Annotated in this window: 24 protein-coding genes and 1 pseudogene; 11 read left to right on the top strand and 14 right to left on the bottom strand. The window is 57.5% G+C overall.

The genetic code is table 11. The features are described 5' to 3' along the window. Positions 1 to 44: 44 nt before the first annotated feature. The 10 genes and pseudogenes from FJV47_RS16690 to FJV47_RS06440 form a co-directional block, all read right to left on the bottom strand. Positions 45 to 707: pseudogene (locus FJV47_RS16690) on the bottom strand (nucleotidyl transferase AbiEii/AbiGii toxin family protein). After that, positions 638 to 865: a hypothetical protein gene (locus FJV47_RS16450; protein WP_200831967.1), complete on the bottom strand. Its 228-nt coding sequence runs from the start codon at positions 863 to 865 to the stop codon at positions 638 to 640. The pseudogene FJV47_RS16690 and the gene FJV47_RS16450 overlap by 70 nt, the downstream one beginning before the upstream one ends. Continuing rightward, on the bottom strand, positions 862 to 1398 hold the full coding sequence (locus FJV47_RS06405; RefSeq protein WP_159611197.1) for a hypothetical protein: 537 nt from the start codon (positions 1396 to 1398) through the stop codon (positions 862 to 864). Before FJV47_RS06405 ends, FJV47_RS16450 begins: the two co-directional genes overlap by 4 nt. A gap of 397 nt (positions 1399 to 1795) precedes the next feature. Then, positions 1796 to 2386: a dienelactone hydrolase family protein gene (locus FJV47_RS06410; protein ID WP_159611199.1), complete on the bottom strand. Its 591-nt coding sequence runs from the start codon at positions 2384 to 2386 to the stop codon at positions 1796 to 1798. 20 nt (positions 2387 to 2406) lie between these two features. After that, positions 2407 to 2658, bottom strand: coding sequence for a hypothetical protein (locus tag FJV47_RS06415; protein ID WP_159611201.1), 252 nt, complete (start codon positions 2656 to 2658; stop codon positions 2407 to 2409). Between the two features lie 75 nt (positions 2659 to 2733). Further along, a complete protein-coding gene (locus tag FJV47_RS06420; RefSeq protein ID WP_159611212.1) occupies positions 2734 to 4338 on the bottom strand; it encodes an ABC-F family ATP-binding cassette domain-containing protein in 1605 nt (534 codons plus the stop codon). 217 nt (positions 4339 to 4555) lie between these two features. Further along, complete coding sequence (locus tag FJV47_RS06425) at positions 4556 to 5788, bottom strand: MFS transporter (RefSeq protein WP_235026375.1); 1233 nt, start codon at positions 5786 to 5788, stop codon at positions 4556 to 4558. Positions 5789 to 5878: 90 nt separating this feature from the next. After that, complete coding sequence (locus FJV47_RS06430) at positions 5879 to 6580, bottom strand: demethylmenaquinone methyltransferase (RefSeq protein ID WP_159611214.1); 702 nt, start codon at positions 6578 to 6580, stop codon at positions 5879 to 5881. Between the two features lie 59 nt (positions 6581 to 6639). Continuing rightward, positions 6640 to 7611, bottom strand: a complete 972-nt coding sequence (locus FJV47_RS06435) for an SRPBCC family protein (protein ID WP_159611216.1) — start codon at positions 7609 to 7611, stop codon at positions 6640 to 6642. A gap of 11 nt (positions 7612 to 7622) precedes the next feature. After that, entirely contained in the window at positions 7623 to 7961 is a 339-nt protein-coding gene (locus FJV47_RS06440) for a helix-turn-helix transcriptional regulator (RefSeq protein ID WP_159611218.1), read from the bottom strand. 148 nt (positions 7962 to 8109) lie between these two features. Between FJV47_RS06440 and FJV47_RS06445 the strand changes: the two genes are divergently transcribed. The 6 genes from FJV47_RS06445 (at position 8110) to FJV47_RS06465 (ending at position 13290) form a co-directional block, all read left to right on the top strand. Further along, positions 8110 to 9330: a transcriptional regulator gene (locus tag FJV47_RS06445; RefSeq protein ID WP_159611220.1), complete on the top strand. Its 1221-nt coding sequence runs from the start codon at positions 8110 to 8112 to the stop codon at positions 9328 to 9330. Positions 9331 to 9672: 342 nt separating this feature from the next. Further along, complete coding sequence (adh, locus tag FJV47_RS06450; protein WP_159611222.1) at positions 9673 to 11196, top strand: aldehyde dehydrogenase; 1524 nt, start codon at positions 9673 to 9675, stop codon at positions 11194 to 11196. 91 nt (positions 11197 to 11287) lie between these two features. Further along, positions 11288 to 12319 carry an alcohol dehydrogenase AdhP gene (gene adhP / locus FJV47_RS06455; protein ID WP_159611224.1) on the top strand — a complete coding sequence of 344 codons (1032 nt, stop codon included), beginning with the start codon at positions 11288 to 11290 and terminating at the stop codon, positions 12317 to 12319. A 20-nt stretch (positions 12320 to 12339) separates the two neighbouring features. Beyond that, positions 12340 to 12462 (top strand): hypothetical protein, encoded by a 123-nt coding sequence (locus tag FJV47_RS16695; RefSeq protein ID WP_255474746.1) that lies wholly within the window; start codon positions 12340 to 12342, stop codon positions 12460 to 12462. 3 nt (positions 12463 to 12465) lie between these two features. Beyond that, positions 12466 to 12879 carry a DUF779 domain-containing protein gene (locus FJV47_RS06460; protein WP_159611226.1) on the top strand — a complete coding sequence of 138 codons (414 nt, stop codon included), beginning with the start codon at positions 12466 to 12468 and terminating at the stop codon, positions 12877 to 12879. A gap of 9 nt (positions 12880 to 12888) precedes the next feature. Next, the gene (locus FJV47_RS06465) at positions 12889 to 13290 is read left to right on the top strand and encodes a VOC family protein (RefSeq protein ID WP_159611228.1); all 402 of its coding nucleotides are present in this window, start codon (positions 12889 to 12891) and stop codon (positions 13288 to 13290) included. Here FJV47_RS06465 and FJV47_RS06470 read toward each other — a convergent pair. Next, a complete protein-coding gene (locus FJV47_RS06470) occupies positions 13287 to 13919 on the bottom strand; it encodes a TetR/AcrR family transcriptional regulator (RefSeq protein ID WP_235026376.1) in 633 nt (210 codons plus the stop codon). The two genes, FJV47_RS06465 and FJV47_RS06470, sit on opposite strands and share 4 nt — an antisense overlap. Before the next feature lie 49 nt (positions 13920 to 13968). Here FJV47_RS06470 and FJV47_RS16570 point away from each other — a divergent pair, with 49 nt between their 5' ends. Genes FJV47_RS16570 through FJV47_RS06480 form a run of 3 tightly spaced genes read left to right on the top strand, consistent with a single transcriptional unit; the run spans position 13969 to position 15896 of the window. Continuing rightward, positions 13969 to 14169: a hypothetical protein gene (locus FJV47_RS16570; protein ID WP_235026377.1), complete on the top strand. Its 201-nt coding sequence runs from the start codon at positions 13969 to 13971 to the stop codon at positions 14167 to 14169. Between the two features lie 21 nt (positions 14170 to 14190). Then, positions 14191 to 14517: a DUF308 domain-containing protein gene (locus FJV47_RS16575; RefSeq protein WP_235026378.1), complete on the top strand. Its 327-nt coding sequence runs from the start codon at positions 14191 to 14193 to the stop codon at positions 14515 to 14517. Next, on the top strand, positions 14514 to 15896 hold the full coding sequence (locus FJV47_RS06480) for an NAD(P)/FAD-dependent oxidoreductase (protein WP_159611230.1): 1383 nt from the start codon (positions 14514 to 14516) through the stop codon (positions 15894 to 15896). The genes FJV47_RS16575 and FJV47_RS06480 overlap by 4 nt, the downstream gene beginning before the upstream one ends. Here the strand turns inward: FJV47_RS06480 and FJV47_RS06485 are convergent. Then, positions 15873 to 16553 carry a GntR family transcriptional regulator gene (locus FJV47_RS06485; protein WP_235026379.1) on the bottom strand — a complete coding sequence of 227 codons (681 nt, stop codon included), beginning with the start codon at positions 16551 to 16553 and terminating at the stop codon, positions 15873 to 15875. The genes FJV47_RS06480 and FJV47_RS06485 overlap by 24 nt on opposite strands. Before the next feature lie 109 nt (positions 16554 to 16662). Here FJV47_RS06485 and FJV47_RS06490 point away from each other — a divergent pair, with 109 nt between their 5' ends. After that, a complete protein-coding gene (locus FJV47_RS06490; protein ID WP_159611232.1) occupies positions 16663 to 19494 on the top strand; it encodes an FAD-binding and (Fe-S)-binding domain-containing protein in 2832 nt (943 codons plus the stop codon). A 128-nt stretch (positions 19495 to 19622) separates the two neighbouring features. Beyond that, complete coding sequence (locus tag FJV47_RS06495; RefSeq protein ID WP_159611234.1) at positions 19623 to 20432, top strand: nitrilase-related carbon-nitrogen hydrolase; 810 nt, start codon at positions 19623 to 19625, stop codon at positions 20430 to 20432. 33 nt (positions 20433 to 20465) lie between these two features. On the opposite strand, the gene FJV47_RS06500 is transcribed toward FJV47_RS06495, so the two are convergent. Together FJV47_RS06500 and FJV47_RS06505 are read right to left on the bottom strand one after the other, a co-directional pair. Continuing rightward, positions 20466 to 21926: an HNH endonuclease gene (locus FJV47_RS06500; protein ID WP_159611236.1), complete on the bottom strand. Its 1461-nt coding sequence runs from the start codon at positions 21924 to 21926 to the stop codon at positions 20466 to 20468. Between the two features lie 76 nt (positions 21927 to 22002). After that, positions 22003 to 23586 (bottom strand): PucR family transcriptional regulator, encoded by a 1584-nt coding sequence (locus FJV47_RS06505; RefSeq protein ID WP_159611238.1) that lies wholly within the window; start codon positions 23584 to 23586, stop codon positions 22003 to 22005. Positions 23587 to 23606 lie beyond the last annotated feature (20 nt).

Raw genomic sequence — 23606 nt, forward strand, 5'->3', positions numbered from 1 at the left:
CTTGCTCCTGCAAGCTGGATCCTATTTTCGTCTTAGGTGCGGGACTAGGCGGGCCGGCTAGCCCGGCGTTGTTGTGGCTTGGTCGATGCGGGAGATACATCTGTTGCCACGTCGAGACCCTCGGCTGCTTCAGCGTAGAGTCCGTCCCAGTAGGGTCCTTCGGTGGCCGTCGGAGGCCATGTGTGGGCTTTGCGGTAGGTGAATAGGCGCAGGCAGGTTGCTTTGACTTGTGCAAGGTCTAATTGTTCGTGGGTTCCTAAAAGCTGCAGGTCCACAAGGTCCCTGGCCCGGTCGCCGCCGGGGATGGTGGAGGCGTGAATTTTCTGGGCGATCTGATGATCCGCAGGCATGACTGGCACAGGTGAGGGTTCCGGGAAGCCCAGAGAGGTGAACATATCGGTGAGGCCTGGTGCCAGAATCGGTTCAGGATTTTCGGCATCCCCGATTTCATTGTGTCCAAGTTCGAAGGGAACGGTGCATCAGGCTTTGCCCTTGTATGCGATTTTGATCTCGAAGGGTTTCATAACGTAGGCAGCTGGGACTCCTTCGGGTTTCGGCGGTTTCTTCTCTATTAGGCGGCCGGTGAAACCTTCCCATCCTTCAATGAGGCGCTCTTCGAATTCTTCGCGGAATTTTGCTAGCCCACTCGCGCGTGCCGCATCGAGGTCGCGGGTGAATCGTGTCGCAGTGCCATAGCGAAGCGCCATGGCACTGCCACCTTTGACGGCTCTTCAGGAAGGAGCTGTCCGACGATCACCAGAGCCATGGAAGTTTGACGGCGGGCAATAAGGAGATCTTCGCCTTCAAGATTCTTTATACGTTGCTTGAGCGCTGTCAGGTTAGCCGGAGCGGAGGGATAATTCATGGGGAAAGTTCCTTTCGCACGTGGCGCCATTCTGAAGTGGTAAGCAGCCCCTCAGCACGGGCTTGGGCTGCGGCGTCGCAGAGTCGTGACGCAGGAATTCTCCCGCGGCATTCCAGGATCGCGTCGGCAACCGGTTGGGAGCGGATCCCATGATAGTTGCTCACTTTGGTGCCTTCTGGGACTCGGACAAGATTGATGTAGCTGGGTAGAGCCCTGCGGATCCTTTGATGTGTTCCCACGGTAATTTTGCGTGGGTTCACGTCTCCTAGACCGAGAAGGGCAAGGACGGATTCCCCGCGTAAATGCGAATCTCCGCCAGCGCGCAACGTGGCTTCTGCGAACTGGTCATGTTCAGTGGGAGGGATGTCGGCGACCCGGTAGAGCCGATAGCCATAATGCTCCAAGCCACCCCTGGCGGCAAGTTTCGGCAGCTCTATAGCTGGAACACCAGCTTCTGCTGCATCGGCTACTGTGACATAGCCATGATTGTCATAGGCGATCTCTCGCAAGACGTCTCGGTAGCTTTGTTTCATGTCAATATTATACCGATATCGGTATAAAATTGACACCCGAATAAGCTGGGCAGCACGAAGGACAATACGGATTGAACTCTACTTCCCAGAAGCCGTCTAAAGCCTGCGAAGCTGACAAGCAGGACGCACGAAGACCAGTAGAACCTGCGCTCTACAGTTCACGGCAAACTCTCGCTACTTCGCCTGAAAGGATTTATGGAGCTACTGCGGGAACTTGGCGCTTCTATGATTCCCTTCAGGGAATTTCTTGCTGGGAGCAATCATGCGAGCATTTTTCTGAATGATCCTAGAAGTAGTAGCGAGCCAGATGCAGCTTGCGAGGACTCCAACGCCTATGTGAGGGTTATTGCCGTTGGTGAACAAACCACATCGTCAGGAACCTCAAGTTTCCCAGTACTTACACGTACGGCTCCAAGAACTTGATCACGCGTTCCATCACCAGTGCACGAGCCTGTAGATCATGTGACCGCAACGAGCTATCGGTAAACAGATGCTTATTACCCGGGTAGGTAAATAGCTGCGCTACTTCTTTGCCTTCGCCGTTAACGAAGTTTTGCGCGGACTCCAGATCGCCTTCCTTGGCGAAGAATGGATCCTCATCCATGCCGTGGATCTGCACCGGAACATTTTCTGGCCACGGACCGAAGCTCCATTCGGCGTCAACGTCCACAAACGATTCCAGTAAGACGGCGGCCACCGCTCCCGGGCGCTGTTGAGCGCACTGCTGAGCTAGCGCGGCGCCCCATGAAGTGCCAATGTAGACCAGATCCTCTGGCAGTTTGCTAAACAGCTTGTCAACGCGTTCTTGAATCTTGTCTTCGCTGAGCTTATTGGCCAAACGAATACCGGCGTCAAGATCCTTGGGTAGCTTGCCGGCAAACAGGTCCAAGGTGTGAACGGTATGCCCGGCAGCGCGTAGTTCGGCGGCCATAGCTTGGACACCGGGGGTGAGACCTTGGACGTGGTGGAACAAGACGATGGTTGCCATGAGCGTACTCCTAGAGGTTTCTAGCGTTCGTCGACGAGGTTGTTGATTTGCTGGGGCAAATGCTCCAAGGCCGCATCCCAGCCGGGCATTTGGCTGTTGATTTCTACGCTGTAGCCTTCAACTAGCATGAATTCGGCGCAGGTGAGGGCTTCCTGACCGGAGCCCGTTTCGTATATAAACGCGCGTTTGATGTCGCTCCAGAGCAAGGTGGCAGACTGGTCGATAACCAAGCCGGTCTTAACGACTTCGACGGTGCGCTGGGGGTAGGACATTTTCCACTTGCTTTCTCGATCCGTGGCGGTGTGCTTTGCTCAAGTCTAAACCTGTTGCACACCGCCAGTTGATGATCAAACCGGGTTGGCGTAAGACTTGCTTAGAGATCCATCGCCAGAGAGCTGAAGCAGGTAGTCCAGCCCCAGTTGCTCCAAGAACTGCTGGTCGTGGCTGACTACCAATAATGCTCCGCGGTAGGCCTGTAACGCCTCGGCTAGCTGACGCACACTATCGATGTCCAGATTATTTGTCGGTTCATCAAGTATGAGCAATTGCGCAGTTGGCTCGGCCAGCAACAATGTAGCTAGGTAAACGCGGAACCGTTCACCACCCGAAAGTAGCCCTAACGCACGATCGGCACTAGTCCCACGCAATAACAAGCGGGCCAGCATGTTTCTGATCTGCCCGCTCGTGGCCGAGGGAGCCACTGCCGCAACATTTTCCATAGCACTGAGCGTCTCGTCCAGACCCACCAGCCGTTGAGGCAAATAACCCACACGATCCAGAAACAGCTTCCCACTCAGCGGACCCTCGGTAACTGATCCCACGTGCATCTGGCTCAACAGGGTGCTCTTACCTGACCCATTGGGGCCGATCAGCCCCACTCGTTCCGGCCCCTGAATAATGTGCTGTGTGGTGCCAGAAGCGATGAGCGCAACCTGCTTGCCAGCCGGTAACTGCGGGTCGGCTAGTTCCAGATTGATATGCTCAACCTCCCGAACCATTCGGTCCGCGTCATCGACCTTGGCCTGAGCGTTCTCGACCTTCCCATCCAACTGGGAGCGCATCTTTCCCGCGTTCGCCTCAGATTTCTGTCGCAAACTATTGGCCAAAATTTTCGGCAGACCGCCACTTAATTGCTCAGCGCGGCCCTTACGTTTTGCGCGCGCCAATTTGGTCTCTGCCTCGACCCGCTGACGTTTTTCTACCTTTAAGGTGGCCTGCGCTGTTCTAGCTGCCTGTTGTGCCGCCAATTGCTCGGTTTCCAGCTGCTCAACGTAGGCGCTGTACGGTCCGCCAAAGACGCGTAGCTCGCCACCATAGAGTTCTACCGTGTGCTCCATCAGTTCAAGAAGCTCAAGGTCGTGGCTGACCACGATCACTGTGCCCTTCCAATCTCTAACCAGCTCGTAGAGCAGCTGCTTTGTCGGCTGATCCAGATTATTGGTGGGCTCATCAAGCAACGTGATTTCGTTGCCGGCGAGCTGCAGTCCGAGCACGGCCAGTAGCATTGCTTCGCCGCCAGAGAGCGTGCCCACCGTGCGATCCAGCGCAAGATCCTCGAATCCCAGTCGACCTAGTTCGGCCTGAATTCTGGCTTCTATATCCCAGTTATCACCCACCGCGTCAAAATCTGCCGGGTCAACGCTACCCGCTTCGATAGCCTTGAGCGCGCTCAAAGTCGTGTCCACACCCAGCAGTCGTGCCACGCTGGCATCACGTTCCACGGTGATCATCTGTGGCAGGTATCCGATGTGGGGTGTGGCATCGATCGACCCGCTCGTCGGTGTCAGCACTCCGGCAATCAGTTTGAGCAACGTAGATTTCCCGCTACCGTTACGGCCGGTCAGCCCCACAAGACCGGCAGGGAATGTACCGTCCAAGCTATTCAGGGCGCGCTGCCCGGTAGGCCATTCAAAACTGAGATTGTGCAGGGTTATTGGTGGAGTCAAAGACATGTAGTCCTCCCAAACGTAGGAGGCTGCCGACTGGCGGAATCAAAAACTGGCTCAACCCTAAAGGGAGCAAAAAGAAATGGATACCGTAGCCGGTAGCCGAAATGAACAGGGTGCGCCACGAAAGTTGGTCGCAGGGTCATTGGCTGGCTTAGTAGGTATCCACAAAAAGGAGCCTAGCAGGGTCATTCAAAGAACAGCAAGAGGTTTGAAATTCAGATCACTTGCGCTTGCGCGCCAACAGCCCGATAAGTAGTGCGCTGACAGTCAGCAGTAATCCGCCCCAGGCTACCGCTGGAACAACTCCGATGACGCTGCCTGCTAGGGCGATACCTAAGCCGTTTCCGGTTCTTAGGCCTTGACTGACCATGTTGAATACGCCCACGATCCGCCCGCGCTGCTCCTCGGGTGCGTTCAGTTGCACCATGGTTTGTTGCACTGTGGACGTGGTCAAATTTGCGACGCCGCCCAGAATCAACGCCACCACGGCCACCGCATAAATTCCGCTCAGACACACCATCATGGTGGTCAGTCCTACCAAGATGGTGGTGAAAGTTGCGGTGCGGATTCTTGGTTGTAGTTTGTTGCCTACTTCGATCAAGAAGCCGCCCACCACTGCGCCGACACTATTGGCAAAAAGCAGTACACCGTAGGCTAGGCCATCACCGGCACCGGTGGCAGCTCCGATGGCTGGCATGGCAGCCTGCATATTTCCACCGAGGAACAGTGCGCCCAAGGCCGAAAGCACCATCATGCTCAGCAATGTCCGATCCTGACGTACTGTGCTGAAAACAGCGGAGAAGTCTCGAAGTGACGTCGTGCGTATGACACCGGTATTCCGGCTGTGCCCGGTGTACTTGCTGCGCAACACCACGACGCACAGCGGCACATAAAACAGGATGTTGAGGAAGATTCCACCGGTCGGGCCGAAGAAGAACATTAAGCCGGTGCCTACCACCGGCCCACACAACATCCCGAGGCTACGGAAGGTGGCGTTGAGCCTAACGATATTGCCCAGCTCATTTTTCGGAGCGTAGTCATGAAGCAACATTTGCTCAGCAGGCGACCACAGCGCGCCAGCGCACCCATGTAAGACCAGCAACACGCAGGCCTGCCACATCACCAAGGAATCGGTCAAAAATAGTAGACCCCATGCCGCCGACACAAACATGAACAGCAGCTGACCGAGCAATACCAACTTGCGACAGTCGAAACGGTCGGCCAACGCACCAAAAGGAAGAGAGAACAGCAAAAACGGTAACCAGTGACTGATCACTTGGAAGCCCACCAAGGCAGGGGAATGGAATAATTCCCAGAGCATCCAGTAGGTGATGACGTGCTCGATATTATCGGCCATCATCGACAGCCCCGTGGTCAGCAGATAGGGTCGGGACTGCCGGTCGCGCAGCGCACCAAATCGACGTGGCGCCGGGCTATTACCAGTGATGGGCACGTGCGAGCGCTCCTAGTTCCTTTAAGTGTCTAAGAACTTTCGGCCCGCATCCACCAGGAAACGAGCCGAAAATCTAAAACTATAGAAGCTTTACTTCCATGCGCGGTGTACCGCCACGATGCCGCCGGTCAGATTGCGGTATTCCACATTTTTCCAGCCGACGTTGACGAACTTAGTGCCCAACGTTTCCTGATCTGGCCAGGACGCGATGGACTCAGCAAGGTAAGCATACGCGGTCGGGTTTGGTGAAACGAGGTAGCCCAGCGCAGGAATCGCGCGTGGCAAGAACTGCTGGTAAGCCACCTTGACTGGGGTGACGGTAGGGGTGGAGAACTCGGCGACGACGATGCGTCCGCCGGGCTTGGTCACGCGACGCAATTCCGAGAGCGCCTTCTCGGTGTCATCGATATTGCGCAGACCATAGGAAATGGTCACCGCATCAAAGGTATCGTCTTCAAAGGGAAGCTCATGAGCGTCACCGTAGACAAAGTCCAGTTGTGGGTAGCGCTTGCGACCTTCTTCTAGCATGCCGTTGGACATGTCGCAGGCGGTCACTTTGGCGCCAGCTTCGGCCAAAGGGACCGAGGAGGTTCCGGTGCCAGCTGCGAGGTCGAGAATGCGCTCGCCGGGCTTTGGCGCGATGGCTTCGGTGGTGATCTTGCGCCAGTAGTTCACAATGCCACCGGTCATCAAGGTATTGAGCAAGTCGTAGCGTGGAGCCAGCTTGTCGAACATGTCTTGAACCTGATTGGCCTGCTTATCCAGACCTGCGCGCGAATTATGTGAACTCATGGGTCTAAGTGTTTCATATTTGCGTGCGCCAAGGCGCCGGATGTGGGGCGAATCGCCCTCTAGAGAATCGATTCGAGCCTGTCGTAGCTGGCCTGCATTCCGTCGGTCATCCCGGTGGCGAGCACCATATCGCGGGTTTGCGCGTCGGGGTAGGTGATCAGTGTGGTCAGCAGGGTTCCACCCTCGCTGGGTGTCAGGGTGAGTTCGTTAACCGTCCCCGGATAATCGGTGTCGATCATTTGCTCGGTGGTCCGTTCGTAGGACTGTGGCAAAGACTCCAGCACCGTGCCAGTGAACCCAAACCCCTTCCCAGCATCGGTATCTATCGGTTCCCACCAGTACCGGTAGGTTTCGCCGACCGCCTGTGCCGTGAGACATTCGGTCATCTGCCAACCGTCGGGGCCGAGCATCCAACGCTTCATCAGTTGCTGGTCATGGTGAGCCTGCCAAACTTGCGTCATCGTCCCGCGCACCAAGCGGGTAATGCGCACCTGAGTGTCGGAGAGGATCTGCGCCTGAACGCTGAAAGTCTGTGCATAGTCGCGCAGATCGCTCAGAACCTGTTCGATTTGGCTCATGGCCGAACGAGTGCCATCGATCATGCCCATCGCCACGACCTGTTCCAGCTCCTCGACGGAGTCGAAGACTGCGGAAATGGTCAGTTTTGACCCCTCGGAGGTGGGATCAAAGGTGAAGACCATGCGGTTGAGCGGCAAGTCCGTATTCGGGGTCCCGTCCGCATGCGCAAAGCCATCACTGACTTCGAAGAACTTATGTTCTACGACCTCGTGCCAGAGCCAGTAGCCGTGGAATTCTTCGCCCTCTGGCGAGGTCATATGGTAGTTGGAGCGGCCGCCGACAGTAGCGTCGTGGCGGGTGAAGGTTGCCGGACATTCAACCGGGCCCCAGAACTTTTCCAGTTGCCGGGCATCAAGATAGGCGTCCCACAAGCGGGATACCTTGACCGGAAATTCTGCATGGACGGTCAGCGAAAGTTCGTCGGTGTCTTTCACAACGGATGTGACAGGCATGGGAATGCTCCTTATTTGTCCCCATCGGCGAGGAAATCGTCGAGCCGGCTGATGCGCTGGCGCCAGATCTCCTCAAGGGAAGAAAGTAGTTCTTGTGCGTGCCGGATGGTGTCCGGCTGCCCGCGAACGATACGTTCACGACCACGTGCGATTTTGCTGACCAGACCGGCGGCTTCCAGCGCTGCGACGTGTTTCTGAACTGCCGCAAACGACATGTCGTAACTTGCCGCAAGTTCCGAAACGCTCACCTCGGCGCGAAGCGTTCGCCGCACGATATCTCGTCGTGTGGCGTCGGCCAAGGCGCGGAAGACCTTGTTTGCCTGTTCTTCGCTCAACTCATATACAACCATTTGGTTGTAGGTTACGCCTGTTTGAACGATTTGCCAACCCTGGATACTGCTTAAGATGCGTGGAAAGCAGCTCTTCTCAAGCCTGCACTCTTCGCCTAGTCTTGATGGAACTGCCAAGAATCATCTTTTCAACGATGCAAGGAGGGGCATGAGCGCGTCTGCCATCGACTGGTCCAACGCTTCACGCCGTGCGCAGGAAGCTCGCGAACTGCTCTCTTCGCAGGACGCTGGACTCAGCGAGCTCCCCTTGCGTAACGACGTTCGTGAATCCTGGAAACGTTCACTGGCTCAGACTGCGTTGGTGCAGGGTCCTTCGGTACTTAGTGGCGATCGACTGCGGTTGACCCGAGAGCGCAGCGAACTCCAGCGGATCTGGCCCGTATTTGAAAAGCTCCTAGTCCCTGCGGCAACCGATGCCAATCTTCTGGTCGCACTAGCTGATGCCGGCGGCACCTTGTTGTGGGTGGCAGGCAGTAATTCGGCGCTCAGCCAGGCCGAGGGCGTGGGTTTTATGGCAGGGGCGGACTGGGCCGAAGAAACGGTGGGAACCTCCGCGCCTGGCATGGCCGTGGCCACCGGCGAAGGATCCCAGGTCTCCGGTGCCGAGCACCTCTATGAGCGTGCGCAACAGTACAGCTGTTCGGCCGTTCCCATTCGCAATCCGCGTACCGGCCAGGTAATCGGGGCGGTGGACCTGACCGGTGGGCCAGATGCTATTGCCATGCACTCGATGCCGCTGTTGCAAGCTGCCGTAATGGCCGCGGAAACTCAATTACTGCTTCCCGGCGCAGGGGTGGTTGCTGACCCGGACTACCTCGATTTGGGTCGGCCCGATGGGGCGCATTTGGGATCTCAAGCGATCTCACTGCGTCACGCTGAAATCCTGACTCTCCTAGCCCAGCACCGAGATGGATTATCAAGCGCCCAGCTTGTTGACGAACTTTTTGAGCGTCCAGATTCTGCGGCTGAAGGTACCGTGCGTGCGGAAATGGTTCGACTGCGAAAGGTTCTTACTTCCTCGCCTGGCCGCTCGCTGACTTCTCGCCCCTACCGCCTGCAGTGGGAACTGCAAACCACCCTCGGGCGCCTGCGACGTGCACTGGAAAAGGGTGATATTGAATCAGCGTTGCAGTTGTATACCCCAGGAATGCTGGAGCGCTCGCAGGCCCCGGGCATCCTCGCATTGCGTTACCGGGCCGAAGCGGCACTACGTGAATTAGTGATGGACCGTGGTAGCGCCCAGCAGCTATTGAACCTCGGCCGCCAACTGGAGGATTCCAACCTCCTACGCGCCGCCCTGCGTGAGCTTCCGCCTAGCTCTCCGGCCCGCTCGCTGATCGTTGCCGAGATTCAAGAGCTCGAAGCTTAGTCGAATTTTCTGTCGCTAGTTATCGCAAAAGCGATAGAACTGCGCCTCTTTTTCGCAACTCACGCTGCGTTCACCATGAGCGGTACTGGGAAAGTTGCGGAGTCGTTGAAGGAAAGTCCCGTCCTTGCAGGCAGATTCCAACCGAACCCAGCTAGGTACTCATCGAGGGTTTTGAGACCTTTCCCGCCAGGCTTGCACCCCGCCCTGATCCCGGATTGTCACTCAGGGCCATGGGCTCAAAACTAAGGTTGCAACCTACCTGCAACGTTCATGTGACTAGAGTCACACTCAAGACACTGCGAGGAAGAGCTCGCGGCATCAGTCACTGACAAAGGAGTCATCATGGGCGTTTACGCTAATCCCAACACCGAAGGCGCGCTGGTCAACTTTAAGGAGCGCTACGAAAACTACATCGGCGGTGAATGGGTCGCCCCAACTAAGGGAATGTATTTCGAAAACGTCACTCCGGTCACCGGCAAGGTTTTCTGCGAGGTAGCCCGCTCCACCTCCGAAGACATCGAGCTAGCACTGGACGCCGCCCACGCTGCGGCCCCGGCATGGGGCAAAACCAGCCCGGCCGAACGTGCAGTCATCCTGAACAAGATTGCCGACCGCATCGAGGAAAACCTCGAGCTGATGTCGGTGGCCGAAACCTGGGACAACGGTAAGGCAATCCGCGAATGCCTTAACGCCGACATGCCTTTGGCTGTCGATCACTTCCGCTACTTCGCCGGAGCAATCCGTGCCCAGGAAGGTAGCCTTTCGCAGCTGGACGATGACACCACCGCCTACCACTACCACGAACCACTAGGCGTGGTCGGCCAGATCATCCCGTGGAACTTCCCAATCCTCATGGCCGTGTGGAAGCTCGCCCCGGCGCTGGCCGCAGGAAACGCGGTAGTACTTAAGCCCGCCGAGCAGACCCCGGTCTCCATCCTGGTGCTGATCGAGCTCATCGGTGATCTACTGCCAGCCGGTGTACTAAATATTGTCAACGGATTCGGCGTAGAAGCCGGAAAGCCATTGGCGTCCAACAAGCGCATCCGCAAGATTGCCTTCACCGGTGAAACCACCACGGGCCGGTTGATCATGCAGTACGCTTCGGAAAACCTGATCCCGGTCACCCTGGAGCTGGGCGGTAAGTCGCCAAACATCTTCTTCGAGGACATTGCCGCGAAGGACGACGCCTTCTACGACAAAGCCCAGGAAGGGTTCACCCTCTTCGCCCTGAACCAGGGCGAAGTCTGCACCTGCCCATCGCGTGCGCTGATCCAAGAAAGCATCTACGACCGTTTCATGGGTGACGTGGTGGCCCGCACCAAGGCCATCAAGCAGGGGAATCCGCTGGATACCGACACCATGATGGGTGCCCAGGCCTCGAACGATCAGCTCGAAAAAATTCTCTCCTACATGGACATCGGCAAGGCCGAAGGTGCCAAGGTACTGCTCGGCGGTGGACGTGCGGATCTGGGCGGGGAGCTCTCTGGCGGCTACTACGTGCAGCCGACCATCTTCGAAGGCACCAATGACATGCGCATCTTCCAGGAGGAAATCTTCGGCCCGGTGGTCGCGGTGACCAAGTTCAAGGACTACGACGACGCGATCGAGATTGCCAACGACACCCTGTACGGCCTGGGTTCAGGTGTCTGGAGTCGCAACGGCAACGTTGCCTACCGTGCAGGCCGCGCCATCCAGGCCGGTCGAGTCTGGGTCAACCAATACCATGCCTACCCGGCCCACTCGGCCTTCGGCGGCTACAAGTCCTCGGGCATCGGACGTGAGAACCATTTGATGATGCTCGATCACTACCAGCAGACCAAGAACCTGCTCGTCTCCTACTCGGAAGACAAGCTCGGCTTCTTCTAAATCGATAAAGCACCAAAAACCAAAAGGTGCGGGGCGACTCTAGCGACATCACCACCCCGCACCTTCGATTCTCTTGCAAAGGACAAAGTACATGAGCACGATGAAAGCTGCAATAGTCAAAGGTTTCGGAGACGAACTTGAGGTCGAAGACGCCACCATTCCCGAGCCAGGCCCGGGGCAGGTGCTGGTCAAATTGATCGCCTCAGGCGTCTGCCACACCGACTTGCACGCCGCCGAGGGCGATTGGCCGGTCAAGCCTAATCTTCCACTGATCCCGGGGCACGAAGGGGTCGGCACCGTTGAGAAACTTGGCCCGGGGGTCACCGAAGTTGCCGTGGGTGATTTGATCGGCAACGCCTGGCTGGCTAGTGCTTGTGGGCACTGTCAGTATTGCCGCACCGGCTGGGAAACCCTGTGTGAAGAACAGTCCAATGGTGGCTACTCGGTGGATGGTTCCTTCGGTCAGTACATGTTGGTCGACGCCCGCTACGCCGCTCACATCCCCGAAGGCTCGGACCCGCACGAGATCGCTCCGGTACTCTGTGCCGGGGTAACGGTGTACAAGGGATTGAAGATGACCGAGGTGAAGCCCGGACAATGGGTGGCCATCTCCGGCATCGGCGGCCTGGGGCACATCGCGGTGCAGTATGCAGTAGCCATGGGTATGCGCGTGATCGCCATCGACGTTGCCGATGACAAGCTCGCCCTAGCAGCCAAGCACGGCGCGGAGATTACGGTTAATGCCTTCGCCCAGGACCCTGCTGAGGTGATTCAGGAAAAGATCGGTGGCACCCACGGTGTGCTGGTCACCGCGGTACACCCCAAGGCCTTCGGCCAGGCTATCGGCATCACTCGACGCGGTGGAACCATCGTGTTCAACGGGTTGCCTGCCGGGGACTTCCCAGCCCCAATTTTCGACATTGTGCTCAAGGGTCTGACCATCCGTGGTTCGATCGTTGGTACACGTCAAGACATGATCGAAGCGCTGGACTTCTACGCGGCCGGCAAGATCAAGCCGACCTTCCACACCCGTCCGCTGGAAGATATCAACGCGGTCTTTGACGAAATGCGCCATGCCAAGATCGATGGCCGCGTGGTCATCGACTACACCGGAACAAAGTAGCCACAGGCGAACGCCCGAGCATGGCTGCCAGCACGTACTGGCGGCCAGGCTCGGGCGTTCTGCTTTCCCCAGTATTTCCGCCAACCGTGGACTACATGGCTCAATTGGAGGACACTGGTGGCAACGACTTCACGCAGGAGTGAATCATGAGCACCGTAACTGAAACCCGTGCGAGCATCGACGGCGAAAAATTCTCCCGCATCGCATTTACCGCCGAGGCGATCGAGCTGCTGCGCAAACTCTGGGGGATTCATGGCCCGTTGATGTTCCATCAATCCGGCGGCTGTTGTGATGGTTCCTCGCCGATGTGCTATCCGGCAGGTGAGTTCCGCACCGGGGGCTCGGACATTCTGCTCGGGGTGCTGGCACTTGAGGATGCCCAGGGCCAAGGGCTGGGTGAGATCGAATTCTGGATGTCCAAGGAGCAGTTTGAATACTGGAAACACACCAAACTCACCGTCGATGTGGTGATCGGTCGTGGCTCGGGCTTCTCCGTTGAATCTCCGGAAGGCAAACGCTTTTTGATTCGCAGCCAGATTATCGAATTCCCCACCAGCTAGGAGCCCTTCGTGCGAGGTCCCAAGGTTTATATCCACTTTCCGGGAAATGCCCGAGAAGCACTGAACTTCTACGCGCAGATCTTCGGCGGAGAACTTGCCCTGTACACGCGCGAGGAGTTTAACCGTACCGATGGTGACCCGCAGGGAATCGCACACGGAGAACTCAATGGTGTGGTGTGCCTTGGTGGTGCCGATGCCTCGGCGGGCGATCAGCCACTACGTGCCGAAGGCATGATGCTTTCGTTGCTGGGGACCGATGAACCGGCGGTGCTACGCGAGTGGTTCGAAAAGCTGGGCGTGGGCGGGGAAGTGATCGACCCGCTGTCCGCAAAACCGTGGAACGCTACCGATGGGCAGGTGCGAGATCGTTATGGTGTGCACTGGCTGATCGGCTTTGAACCAGAAAACTAGGCAATGGCAGCCGAGAGTACCGTGCTGAACGCTTCTGCTAGCGCACCGGCCACCTCGGCTGCTTCTCCCAAGTAGCCATTGACCATGGCGCCGTCGCGCAACAGCATCAACTGGCGTGCCACCTGCGCAGGGTATTCGGCCCCAGCATCACTGGCAATGGCGGCGAATTCGTTAAGCATCCAGCCGCGGTGCGCGTCCACCACTTCGCGCACGGGATCGCCGGCGTCGAAATATTCGGCGGCCGCGTTGATGAACGCACAACCACGGAACCCTGGTGCGCAACTGGCCGTCCCGATTCCGGCGGCAACTGCTTCGAGCGAGCCGAGCGGATCCTTCGGGTTGTGCATGGAGGAGAACCAGCTACTTTCCTGCTGGGCTTGCGCCTGCAAGTAGGCAACGACTAGCTCGTTCTTGTTGCGGAAATGGCGGTAGAAGGTCACCTTGGTGATGCCCACTTCTTCAATAATCTTGTCCGCGCTGGTGGCTCGGATACCCTGCGCATAAAAGAGCCGATTGGCTGCATCGAGAATCCTTTGACGGGTCGGTGTGGCCGTAGTTTTGGCTGGCATAACAACCTTTCGGATCTTCGAGTGCTTGCGCTGGTATACGAAGTAGTCTACCTTAAGCATGTAGACGAACTAGTTACTCTACACAGTTCACGGGCCAGAAAGAAGAACCATGAGCTACGCCCACAAACTTCGTTCCCTCTATTTCATCCGCTTCGCCTTCGCCATAATCTGGGTAGGTGTCATGTTCTCCACGGTGGCCATGTCCACCGAGCCAAGCGCATTGCTCACCGGGTTGCTGGTGCTCTACCCGGCCTTCGACGCGGGCGCCGTGCTTTGGCAACTGCGCGCAGATCCTGATGCCGATCGATAAAAAATCATCGAATGGATCTCGGTGGCGCTCAGCCTCATCATCGCTATCGCGCTGGGGGTTAGCTCCTCAGCCTCGGTATCCTCGGCGCTCGCCGTCTGGGGTATTTGGGCGATCGTCGCCGGTATCCCGCAATTGATCACCGCAATCCGCAACCGCAAGGCCGGAGGTCAGGTCGCACAAATGTTTTCCGGCGGCATCTCGGTACTCGCCGGTACCAGCTTCATCCTCCAGGGCCTGAAGGGCGAGGCATCGATGAGCGGTGCGGCAGGCTACGCAACCTTGGGCGCGATCTTCTTCCTGATCTCCGCCATCCGCCTAAGTGTCAAGCTACGAAAGGTTAACGCATGAACGACTTCGATCTGATAGTGATCGGTGCTGGCCCCGTTGGAGAAAATATCGCTGACTACGCCACCCGTGGTGGCCTGCGGGTGGCGATCGTCGAGTCCGAACTGGTCGGCGGAGAATGTTCCTACTGGGCCTGCATGCCGTCCAAAGCCCTGCTGCGTAGCGGACAGGCGCTTCGCGCGGCGCGACTAGTTCCCGGTGCGCGCGAGGCAGTTACCGCAAAACTTGATGCTAGCGCGGTCTTTGCTCGACGCGACTCTTTTACCAGCGGGTGGAAGGATGACGGGCAAGTTTCTTGGTTGGAATCTGCTGGAGTTACCTTGATCCGTGGCCGTGGGAAGCTGCAGTCTCCCGGCCGCGTGCAGGTGGATGGTCTAACCTTTAGCGCCACAGCGGTGGCGCTGGCCACCGGCTCTGTTCCTACGATGCCGGATATTTCTGGGCTGGCCGAAGCTGCTCCGTGGGGAACGCGGGAAGCCGCCGCGGCACATCATGTACCTCGCCGGCTGGTGATCTTCGGTGGCGGCGTGGCCGGGACCGAAATGGCCTTCGCCTATTCATCGCTGGGATCGAAGGTAACGCTGATATCCCGCGGAGCGATTCTTGGCAAGGAAGAACCCTTCGCAGGGCAGTATGTTTCTGCCGCCTTGAAAGAAGCCGGGGTTAACTTGCTTGTCGGGGTGTCCGCCACCAAGGTGGCTCGCGACGAGCATGGGAATGTACATATCGACCTTGACGATGGAATCCAGCTGAATGCCGAGGAACTTCTTGTTGCCACCGGTCGCATTCCTGCCACCTACGGATTGGGGCTTCAGGCGCTCGGAGTAGATAGCAACCTCGAAGTTGATGACACCATGCTCGTCACCGGGACTGATTGGCTCTATGCCGCAGGAGATGTCAACGGGCGCGCACTGCTCACCCACCAAGGAAAATATCAGGCACGCGTCGCCGGTGAGGCCATCGCTGCACGTCATCATGGCGCCGCGCTGGCAACTGATCGCTGGGGCCGGCATGCCGCCACCGCCGATCACCATGCCGTCCCTAGAGTGATCTTCAGCGATCCGGAAGTGGCAGCGGTCGGCCTGACCGAAGCCCAGGCTCGAGCAGCTGGGGTAAATTTGAGAACCGTCGCCTACGACATTGGCCACGTAGCCGGCGCGAGCCTTCATGCCCAGGGGTATACCGGACGCGCACAGCTGGTCATCGATCAGGATCGTTCGGTGATTGTTGGTGCCACATTTGTGGGCCAGGGCGTCGCGGAACTTTTGCACTCGGCGACCATCGCCATCGTTGGTGAAGTCCCACTGGAACGCTTGTGGCATGCGGTGCCGGCCTACCCGACGATCAGCGAAATATGGCTAAGGTTGCTGGAGGCTATCTAAATGATCCGCGAGTCGCGCGCTGGCATTCTCCAGATGAGCAGCCAACACTGCTGCAGCACCTTCAGCGTCACCGGCGGCGATCAAATCTAGTAACCGAGCGTGCTCGTCGGCGATGTCTTTGGTGTTCAGCAGCGTCGCATCCTGCACCTGGGTCATGCACAAGCGAATTTCGTCGCTGAGCTGGCCGTAGATCGCACTAGTACGACTAGAATCCAGGGCCTGTACCAAGGCGGTATGAAAGCGAACATCGGGATCAACGATCTGGACCGGCGACGCCTGGCTCAACGCAGTAATTTCCGCGTTGGCTTTCCGCGCGGCATCGGGAACCTGCCCGGTGCTGGCCACTAGGCGCACCGCTTCGGCTTCGATAATGGCGCGGGTGCGGTAGATGTCCCGGGCATCGGCCGAGGATAGGCGCGTGACCCGGGCACTTTGATGTGCGTTGCGGGTTAATAGCCCGCTGGCCACTAGGTTTTCCAGCGCGGCCTTAGCGGTGGGGCGGGCCACTTTGTAGTGCGAGGCGACGTCCACTTCGCCTAGCGGCATGCCCGGGGCTAGCTCACCGCTAAAGATTCGGGCGCGCAATGAATTGATGACGGCCTGCACCACCGAAACTACGCCTAAACGGGCCGCCACATCAATCCTTTCGAGCTTCAAGAAAATAACCGTTCAAGTATCCCATGAAACGTACTAAGATGGGGTGTGTACTTGTTAGACAATTTTCTTTTTGCGCAGTAATTAACTGCCAGACGCACAGGAGCGCACCATGGTTTTGAGCACGCCAGCACTCGGTGAACCGAAGGTATCATCGAGCATCCTTGACCTCGTGAGCGATGCGGGACGCGTCAAAACCCGCTCCATCGACCGCGTCGCTTATGCCTCCGATGCCTCGCACTACCTCTACACCCCACAGGCGGTGATCCTGGCCAAGGACGCCAGCGAAGTTGCCGGCTTGTTGCGCGCGGCCGCCAATAACAACCAACCGGTCACCCTGCGCTCCGGGGGTACCTCACTGGCCGGCCAAGCCAGCGGTGATGGGCTGATGATCGATGTGCGCCGCAACTTCCGCGACATCCAGGTGCTCGATAACGGTGCGCGGGTGCGCGTGCAACCTGGCGCTACCGTCCGCCAAGTGAACTCCCGCTTGGCCGTTTATGGCACCAAGCTCGGTCCGGATCCGGCCAGCGAGGCAGCCTGTACCATCGGTGGCGTGATCGCCAACAACTCCTCTGGCATGGCTTGCGGCACTGAGTTTAATACCTATCGCACCCTAGAGTCGATGACCTTCGTGTTGCCTTCGGGCACCATGATCAATACTGCCGATCCGGACGCCGACCGCCAGCTGGCAGCAGCAGAACCAGAGCTGGTCGCCACCTTGGACCGCCTAAGTGAACGTGTGCGCAATAATCCGGCCTCGGTGGCCAAAATTCAAAAGCATTTCGCACTGAAGAACACCATGGGTTATGGCATCAACGCCTTCCTTGACTTCGAGACACCGGCCGAGCTGATGGCCCATCTGATCATCGGCTCCGAAGGCACCCTGGCCTTTGTCGCCGAGGCGGTTTTCCGGACTGTGCCGATTCGCAAGCTGGCCATCGCCACCCTTGCTGTGTTCGACAATCTAGATTTGGCCACCCGTGCGCTGCCCGAACTGTTAGATTCCGGTGCGGCCACATTAGAGTTGATGGACTCAACCTCGCTTCGCGTAGGCCAAGAACTGCCTGGTGTCCCTGATGCCATTATGGGGTTTGACGTCGAGCAACAGGCGGCGCTACTGATCGAATACCACGCCGATAACGCCGAAGAGCTTGCCGGACTACAAACCGCAGGCCAGCGTCTTTTGGACTCGGCCGCCTTGCGCGCCCCAGCGATGCTCACCCAAGATGCAAAAAATCGCCAGGCCGCGTGGAAATTCCGCAAGGGCCTGTATGCCTCGGTAGCCGGCGCCCGTGCAACGGGCACTACCGCGCTGCTCGAAGACGTCGTCGTCCCGGTTCAAGCGCTGGCCGAAACCTGCGATAGTCTGCAGGGTTTGTTCACCGAGTATGGCTACGAAGATTCGGTGATCTTCGGCCACGCCAAGGATGGCAACATCCACTTCATGCTCACCGACCGTTTTGAGGGCGACGCAGCGCTGAACCGCTACAACTCCTTTAACGACAAAATGGTCGAGCTGATCCTATCCAAGGACGGAAACCTCAAGGCCGAACATGGAACCGGCCGCGCCATGGCGCCATTTGTCCGCGCCCAGTACGGGGACGAACTCTACGAAGTGCACCTAGAACTTAAGCGCGCTTGCGACCCGCGCCTGATGATGAATCCGGGTGTGATCATCGACGAAGACCACGCCGCACATATCCGGAACATCAAGCTCAATCAGACCATCGAGGTGGAAGCCGATCGCTGTGTGGAATGTGGTTACTGCGAGCCAGTTTGCCCATCCAAGGACCTGACCCTCACCCCGCGCCAGCGCATCGTGGTGCGCCGTGCTATCGCCAAGGCTGAGGCTGAAGGCAATACCGAGCTGGCCACTGAGCTTGAGCGGGACTACGAGTACAACGGAGTGCAAACCTGCGCTGTGGACGGCATGTGTGTTACCGCTTGCCCGGTGGGTATCAATACAGGTCTGCTGGTCAAGCGTCTACGTCGTGAGGATGCGCATCCGGTCCTCGCCGCCGGCTTCAAGGCCGCAGCCAAGGGTTGGGGGCCGGCCACTCGTGTTGGTTCGATGGCGTTAAGTGTTGCCGATAAGTTCCCCGCTCCGCTGGTTCGAACAGTCACCGATGTCGCCCGCAAAGTGGTCAGCACCGACGTCATGCCACGCTACGACGCGGATCTTCCCGCAGGTGGCAAGGCGCGCAAACCGTTGGCTGGCAACTTGGGCGCGGCCGACACCGAGCCGCTGGCCATCTACCTACCAGCCTGCGTGAACTCGATGTTTGGTCCGGCCGGTGACGGCGAAGGCGTGGCTTCTGCTTTTACCAAGCTGTTGCATGCTGCCGGCGTTTCGGTTTTCGTTCCAGAAGGTATCGAGTCCACCTGCTGTGGCACCCCGTGGACTTCCAAGGGCTACGCCGATGGCCACGAAGCGATGGCAGATCGGGTGCTAGATGAAGTGCGCTCAGCTATGCCGGGCAAAAACCTTCCGATCATCTCCGACGCTTCAAGCTGCACCGAGGGCTTCGCGCATACCTTGGAGGAACACGGTTATGAAGTGGTCGACCTGCTGGCCTTTACCTCAAAGCACCTTCTGGACAAGTTGCCGGCAGTCGAAAAGATTTCCTCGCTCACCTTGCATCCCACCTGCTCGTCAACCCAAATGGGGCTGAATCCGGATCTGCAGAAGATTGCTGAGACGGTGGCACAAAGTGTGAATATTCCTGCGAACTGGGGCTGCTGTGCTTTTGCGGGGGACCGCGGCATGCTGCATCCGGAACTGACTGATTCGGCTACCGCGCGCGAAGCTGCGGAGGTCCGCGAGCTAGATGCGCAGGCTCATGCCTCGTGCAACCGCACCTGCGAACTAGGGATGTCGCGTGCCACCGGTAAGGAATACCGCCACGTGGTAGAACTCCTTGCCGACGCCGCTAGCAATTAACTGCGGCTTTTGCTTGTGGTGCGAAAAGTACTCTTCCGAGCGGCTTCGGTACCAAATACCCTAGTCGCATGAAGCTGTGTTCAGAATAGGGTTAATCCTATCCATCAACTATGTTCGGAGGGAGCCAGATGCGCATCGCTGTAATGCAGGCCGAAGCAAAGGTCTTAGGGATTGAGCGTAATCTCGACGCCATAGATCAAGCTGCGCAGCGTGCTGCCGCGGATGACGTAAAAATCTTGCTCACACCCGAGCTTTTTACTGTGGGCTACGCGCCCTATGTCCTACGTGATTCACTTGATGTGTCCGCATTGCCTGACGTGCGTGAGCGGTTGTCCCGCATTGCTGCACAGCACTCGATAGCCCTGGTCTATTCACTTCCTGAGGTTACGGACAACGGTTGGTTGATCACCTCTACTTTTGTTGATCATCAGGGTGAGCAGCTAGCTCATTATCAAAAAGTGCAGCTCTTCGGCCCTGAAGAACATGAGGTGTTTATCGCCGGAACCAACCCTCCGGCGTCCTTTGAATATCGAGGAACGACGCTGGGCATGGTGATCTGCTTTGACGTGGAATTCCCAGAAGTTGTCCGTGAAGCTTCCCGACGTTCGGTGCAGCTGTTGCTTGTTCCTACCGCTATGGGACGGGGATATGAGCAAGTTTGTACTCGTTTGATCCCGACCCGCGCCATGGAGAGTCAGCTTTTCATCGCGTACGCAAACCACAGCGGTACCGAAGCCGGGTTTGAACTCGCGGGGACAAGCGTGATCGCTGGTGCTGACGGCAGCATATTGGCCCAAGGCGGTCCTGATGCGGAACTTCTTGCGGCAGACATTGATGTGAGTACGCTAGCTACGATCAGAACTGAAGTGCCGTACTTGGCTGAAGCCAGAGTAGACCTTTACGCGCAGTGGTCCTCGGGTACTTCCGCAGGTAAGTAGCGCACGGAAGTACCGCAAGGAGCCAGTGAACCTTTATGCTGCTTTGGTATCTGGTGACCGAGGTGGGTTCAAGTTTGATTTGAGGTCTTTGAACCAATTGGAGTCAGCCATCAGTTGCGGGAATGATTTGTGCACGTATCCCGTGGCCGGTGGAGCGGTAGATTTATAGGTTGTCGATGAGCCAGGGCACATGAGCATTGAGTGTGGGCCTTTGAGCATCGTAAATTCGTACCAACCAGTGGCTTCTTTGGCTTTGTTGCACACCTCGCAACGACCAAGGCGATTCCAAACGCTGGTCTTTCCTCCCCGCGCATACTGCTTCACGTGGTCTGCTTCTTCGACAATTCCGTCGCAAAATGGAGTCCGACAATGTCGGTCTCTAACTCTGATGAATTTCTTGAGCTTCTCCGGGAAGATGCGCGCCTTAGAATCCATAGCTATCAAATCCTGGTCGCCAGGTGCCGTGTAGATCCTAGCGAGTTCGGTGCGAACTTCGATTTGTTCAATATGTTCCGGAGTGAGTTTTGCTTCCATTTCTTCGAACGTCAGTTCGTTCACGATTTGATGGCCGCTGATCCATTCACGGACTTCCTGCGCCGGCATGTATCCGTAGCCTTCGAGGAATGCAGGCTCTCGTTCACCTTGGAATAATGCGCGATCAGTCATGATGACCCCAACCTGCAAATTGATTGGAGTCTTCGAGGGTGCATCGACGACCATATAACCAGTGAGAAGATCCGCTCTGATCTGATCCAGAGTGCGCTCGTCGCCCTTTCTCTTGAGCTTTCGAGATTCTTTGTAGATGTAGTTCTTCAGCCCCATTCCGCTAATCAATGGGAGCTGGGCCGATAGCTTTACGCAACCTGTCTCCTTGTCGACAAACATCCGAGCGAAGCGGCGTTCTTCGACAGTCTTATGGTCCTTGGAGACAGGGTCGGAATTGAAAGAGAGAATGAAGTTGCGGACAGTGTCCTTGATTCGGTTGCGCCCCATACCCTCAAACATGTTTGGGTTGGCGGCGAAGAGCTCATCAAATTCCGTGCGACGCTGAGCTTTGATGGTCTGCAGTTCGTTGAGAATAGTAAACATGTGGGCCTCGGTGAATTCACCACGTGAGAACGCAGTCGCTAAATTTGGGGTGTCTTCCATGAGGACACGGCAATTGACTAGGTAATTGCGGAAGCCTTTAGGAGACTGCTTGCGGGCAACGGCCACACTGGAAGCAGCCCCACGGGTTTGGTCATCAAGATTGACGCCGCGATCTTCATGATCACGGACAAACTCTTTTTCTACTTGGTAAGACAGGCAGGCCTTCTTGTAGTCGGCCGAAGAGGTGAGGCCTTCAAGCGCTTCAATAGCGTGCAGGCACTCTGCTTTACTGCCGTGGTCTTCAAGCCACGTCAGGTCATCTTGCAGCTGAAGTACGTGGGACTCAAAATCCTCGTACGTTACTGCTGAGTCTAGGCCACCTCCGCGCGCCTTTGCTTCGGACATATTCTAATTATAGTTCTTTTATTCGAAAATGTCTTCGAATACTGTGGAAAAGATTGTTTTGATTTCGCTGGGCTGTTTAGTTCATGGAGAGAAAAGTTAAGGCGAGGTAGAGCTCTTGTCGAACATCTGCTCGGTTTAGGTCCTTGTTTAGCACCTCACCGATGGAAGCGATGTGGCGACGCACAGAATTGCGGTGCAGGTCAATGTTCTTCGACGCCTGATCCCAGGATCCGTTTGCATCAAGCCAGCCCCGTAGAACTTCTAAATACAGATCGCGACGGACTTCGGGTAGATCGAGGATGGGAGCCAAACTCTGGCGAGCGAGTTGCTTGCCGGCCTGCATGGGCAAGAGCGAGAGGAAAGAATGCGAGACTAGTTGGGCGTCTAGGCTTCGGTGCTCCTCGCGCATGCGCGGCAGCAACCCAGTGGCCTGAGCCCGCAGATCGCCGATCTTCTCGCCGAGTCGATGATCCACGGGGACCGGCGCGCTGAAACCGGCGAGGTAGCCCGAGGCTTTGAGGCGATCGAACATGGGTTCAGTGGGCTCGGCGTGGGTTAGGGCGATGAAATGATTCTCGCGCTCGGCAACCAGTCGGGTATCGAGCAACGCCTGCAGATTTGCCAAGTGGAAGCCGGATTGCTTGGGGTTGGAGTGCTCCAGCTCGGTGATGACCGCAATACGAACCGGGGAGCGGGTGCGCTCGCCGAGGGAAAGGTTGAGCAAGGGCAACACCGAGTCATCGAGCGCGACGCGTGAACCAAAGAGTAGCGCTGCAGCCAGCTGGGTGGAGGCCGAAGAGCTAGCGGCACGTTCGCGCGCGAGAACTTCGAACAGATCCAGCGCGGTGGTGATCAGGTTGTGGTCGAAGGCCGAGGGGGAATGGGCGAACCCGACCGATAACACTCCTAACAAGGGTGCGCGGTTACCGGCGGGCAGGGCGGCGCGGATCGGGAAGGTGAGGAAAACCAGTTGATCTTCGTGGTGCATCGTGAATTGCTGGCTGGTGCTGGCTTCGGCGAACAGCTTGGAGGTGAGCGCCTCGGAGATCTCGGCGCTTTCGGCCAGGGTCATCTGGTGGCGGATCTGGCCTTCGACGCCGAGCAGTCTCACGCTGGCTTTCAGGCGCTGAGACAGCGTGGACACTAGCTGACTTTCGGCGTCCGTGTGGGTCAGGCAACGCATTAAGGCGCGGTTGGCCTCAGCGTTGGCGCGAAGTTGTGCTGCGCTGTCAGCTTCGGTGAGCTTGGCAAAAGCGACGCCGATCGCGGCAAAAGGTACGCTGGCCGGGATTTCTAGCAGGGGCAGCTGGTATTGGCGGCAGGCATTGAGCACGGTGACCGGGATCGAAGTGAAATACGGTTCCAACCCAAAGCCCAGGGCGCTGACCTTGGCATGGGCCAAGCGTGCGATGAAGGCATTAACCTGCTTCGCATCATCAACACGCCCCAGGAGTGGGAAGCCACTGGTGAGGATCATTTCCTCGTCCATCAGGTAGTCGGTGGGGTCGTCCATATCGCTGGCTTCGACCCAGCGCAGTGGGCGGTCGCCGGCGTCGTGAACTAGGGTAATTTCCGGAGGCAGCTGGCGCAGGAAGCGAGCTAGGGTGACGCCCGGGGTGTCGGCGTCCGTTGTGTTTAGCTGCGGTGCAAAATGTCCCATAGAGAAATATTTTAGTTCAA

It is taken from the genome of Glutamicibacter sp. JC586 (assembly GCF_009805585.1).
Taxonomy (GTDB): domain Bacteria; phylum Actinomycetota; class Actinomycetes; order Actinomycetales; family Micrococcaceae; genus Glutamicibacter.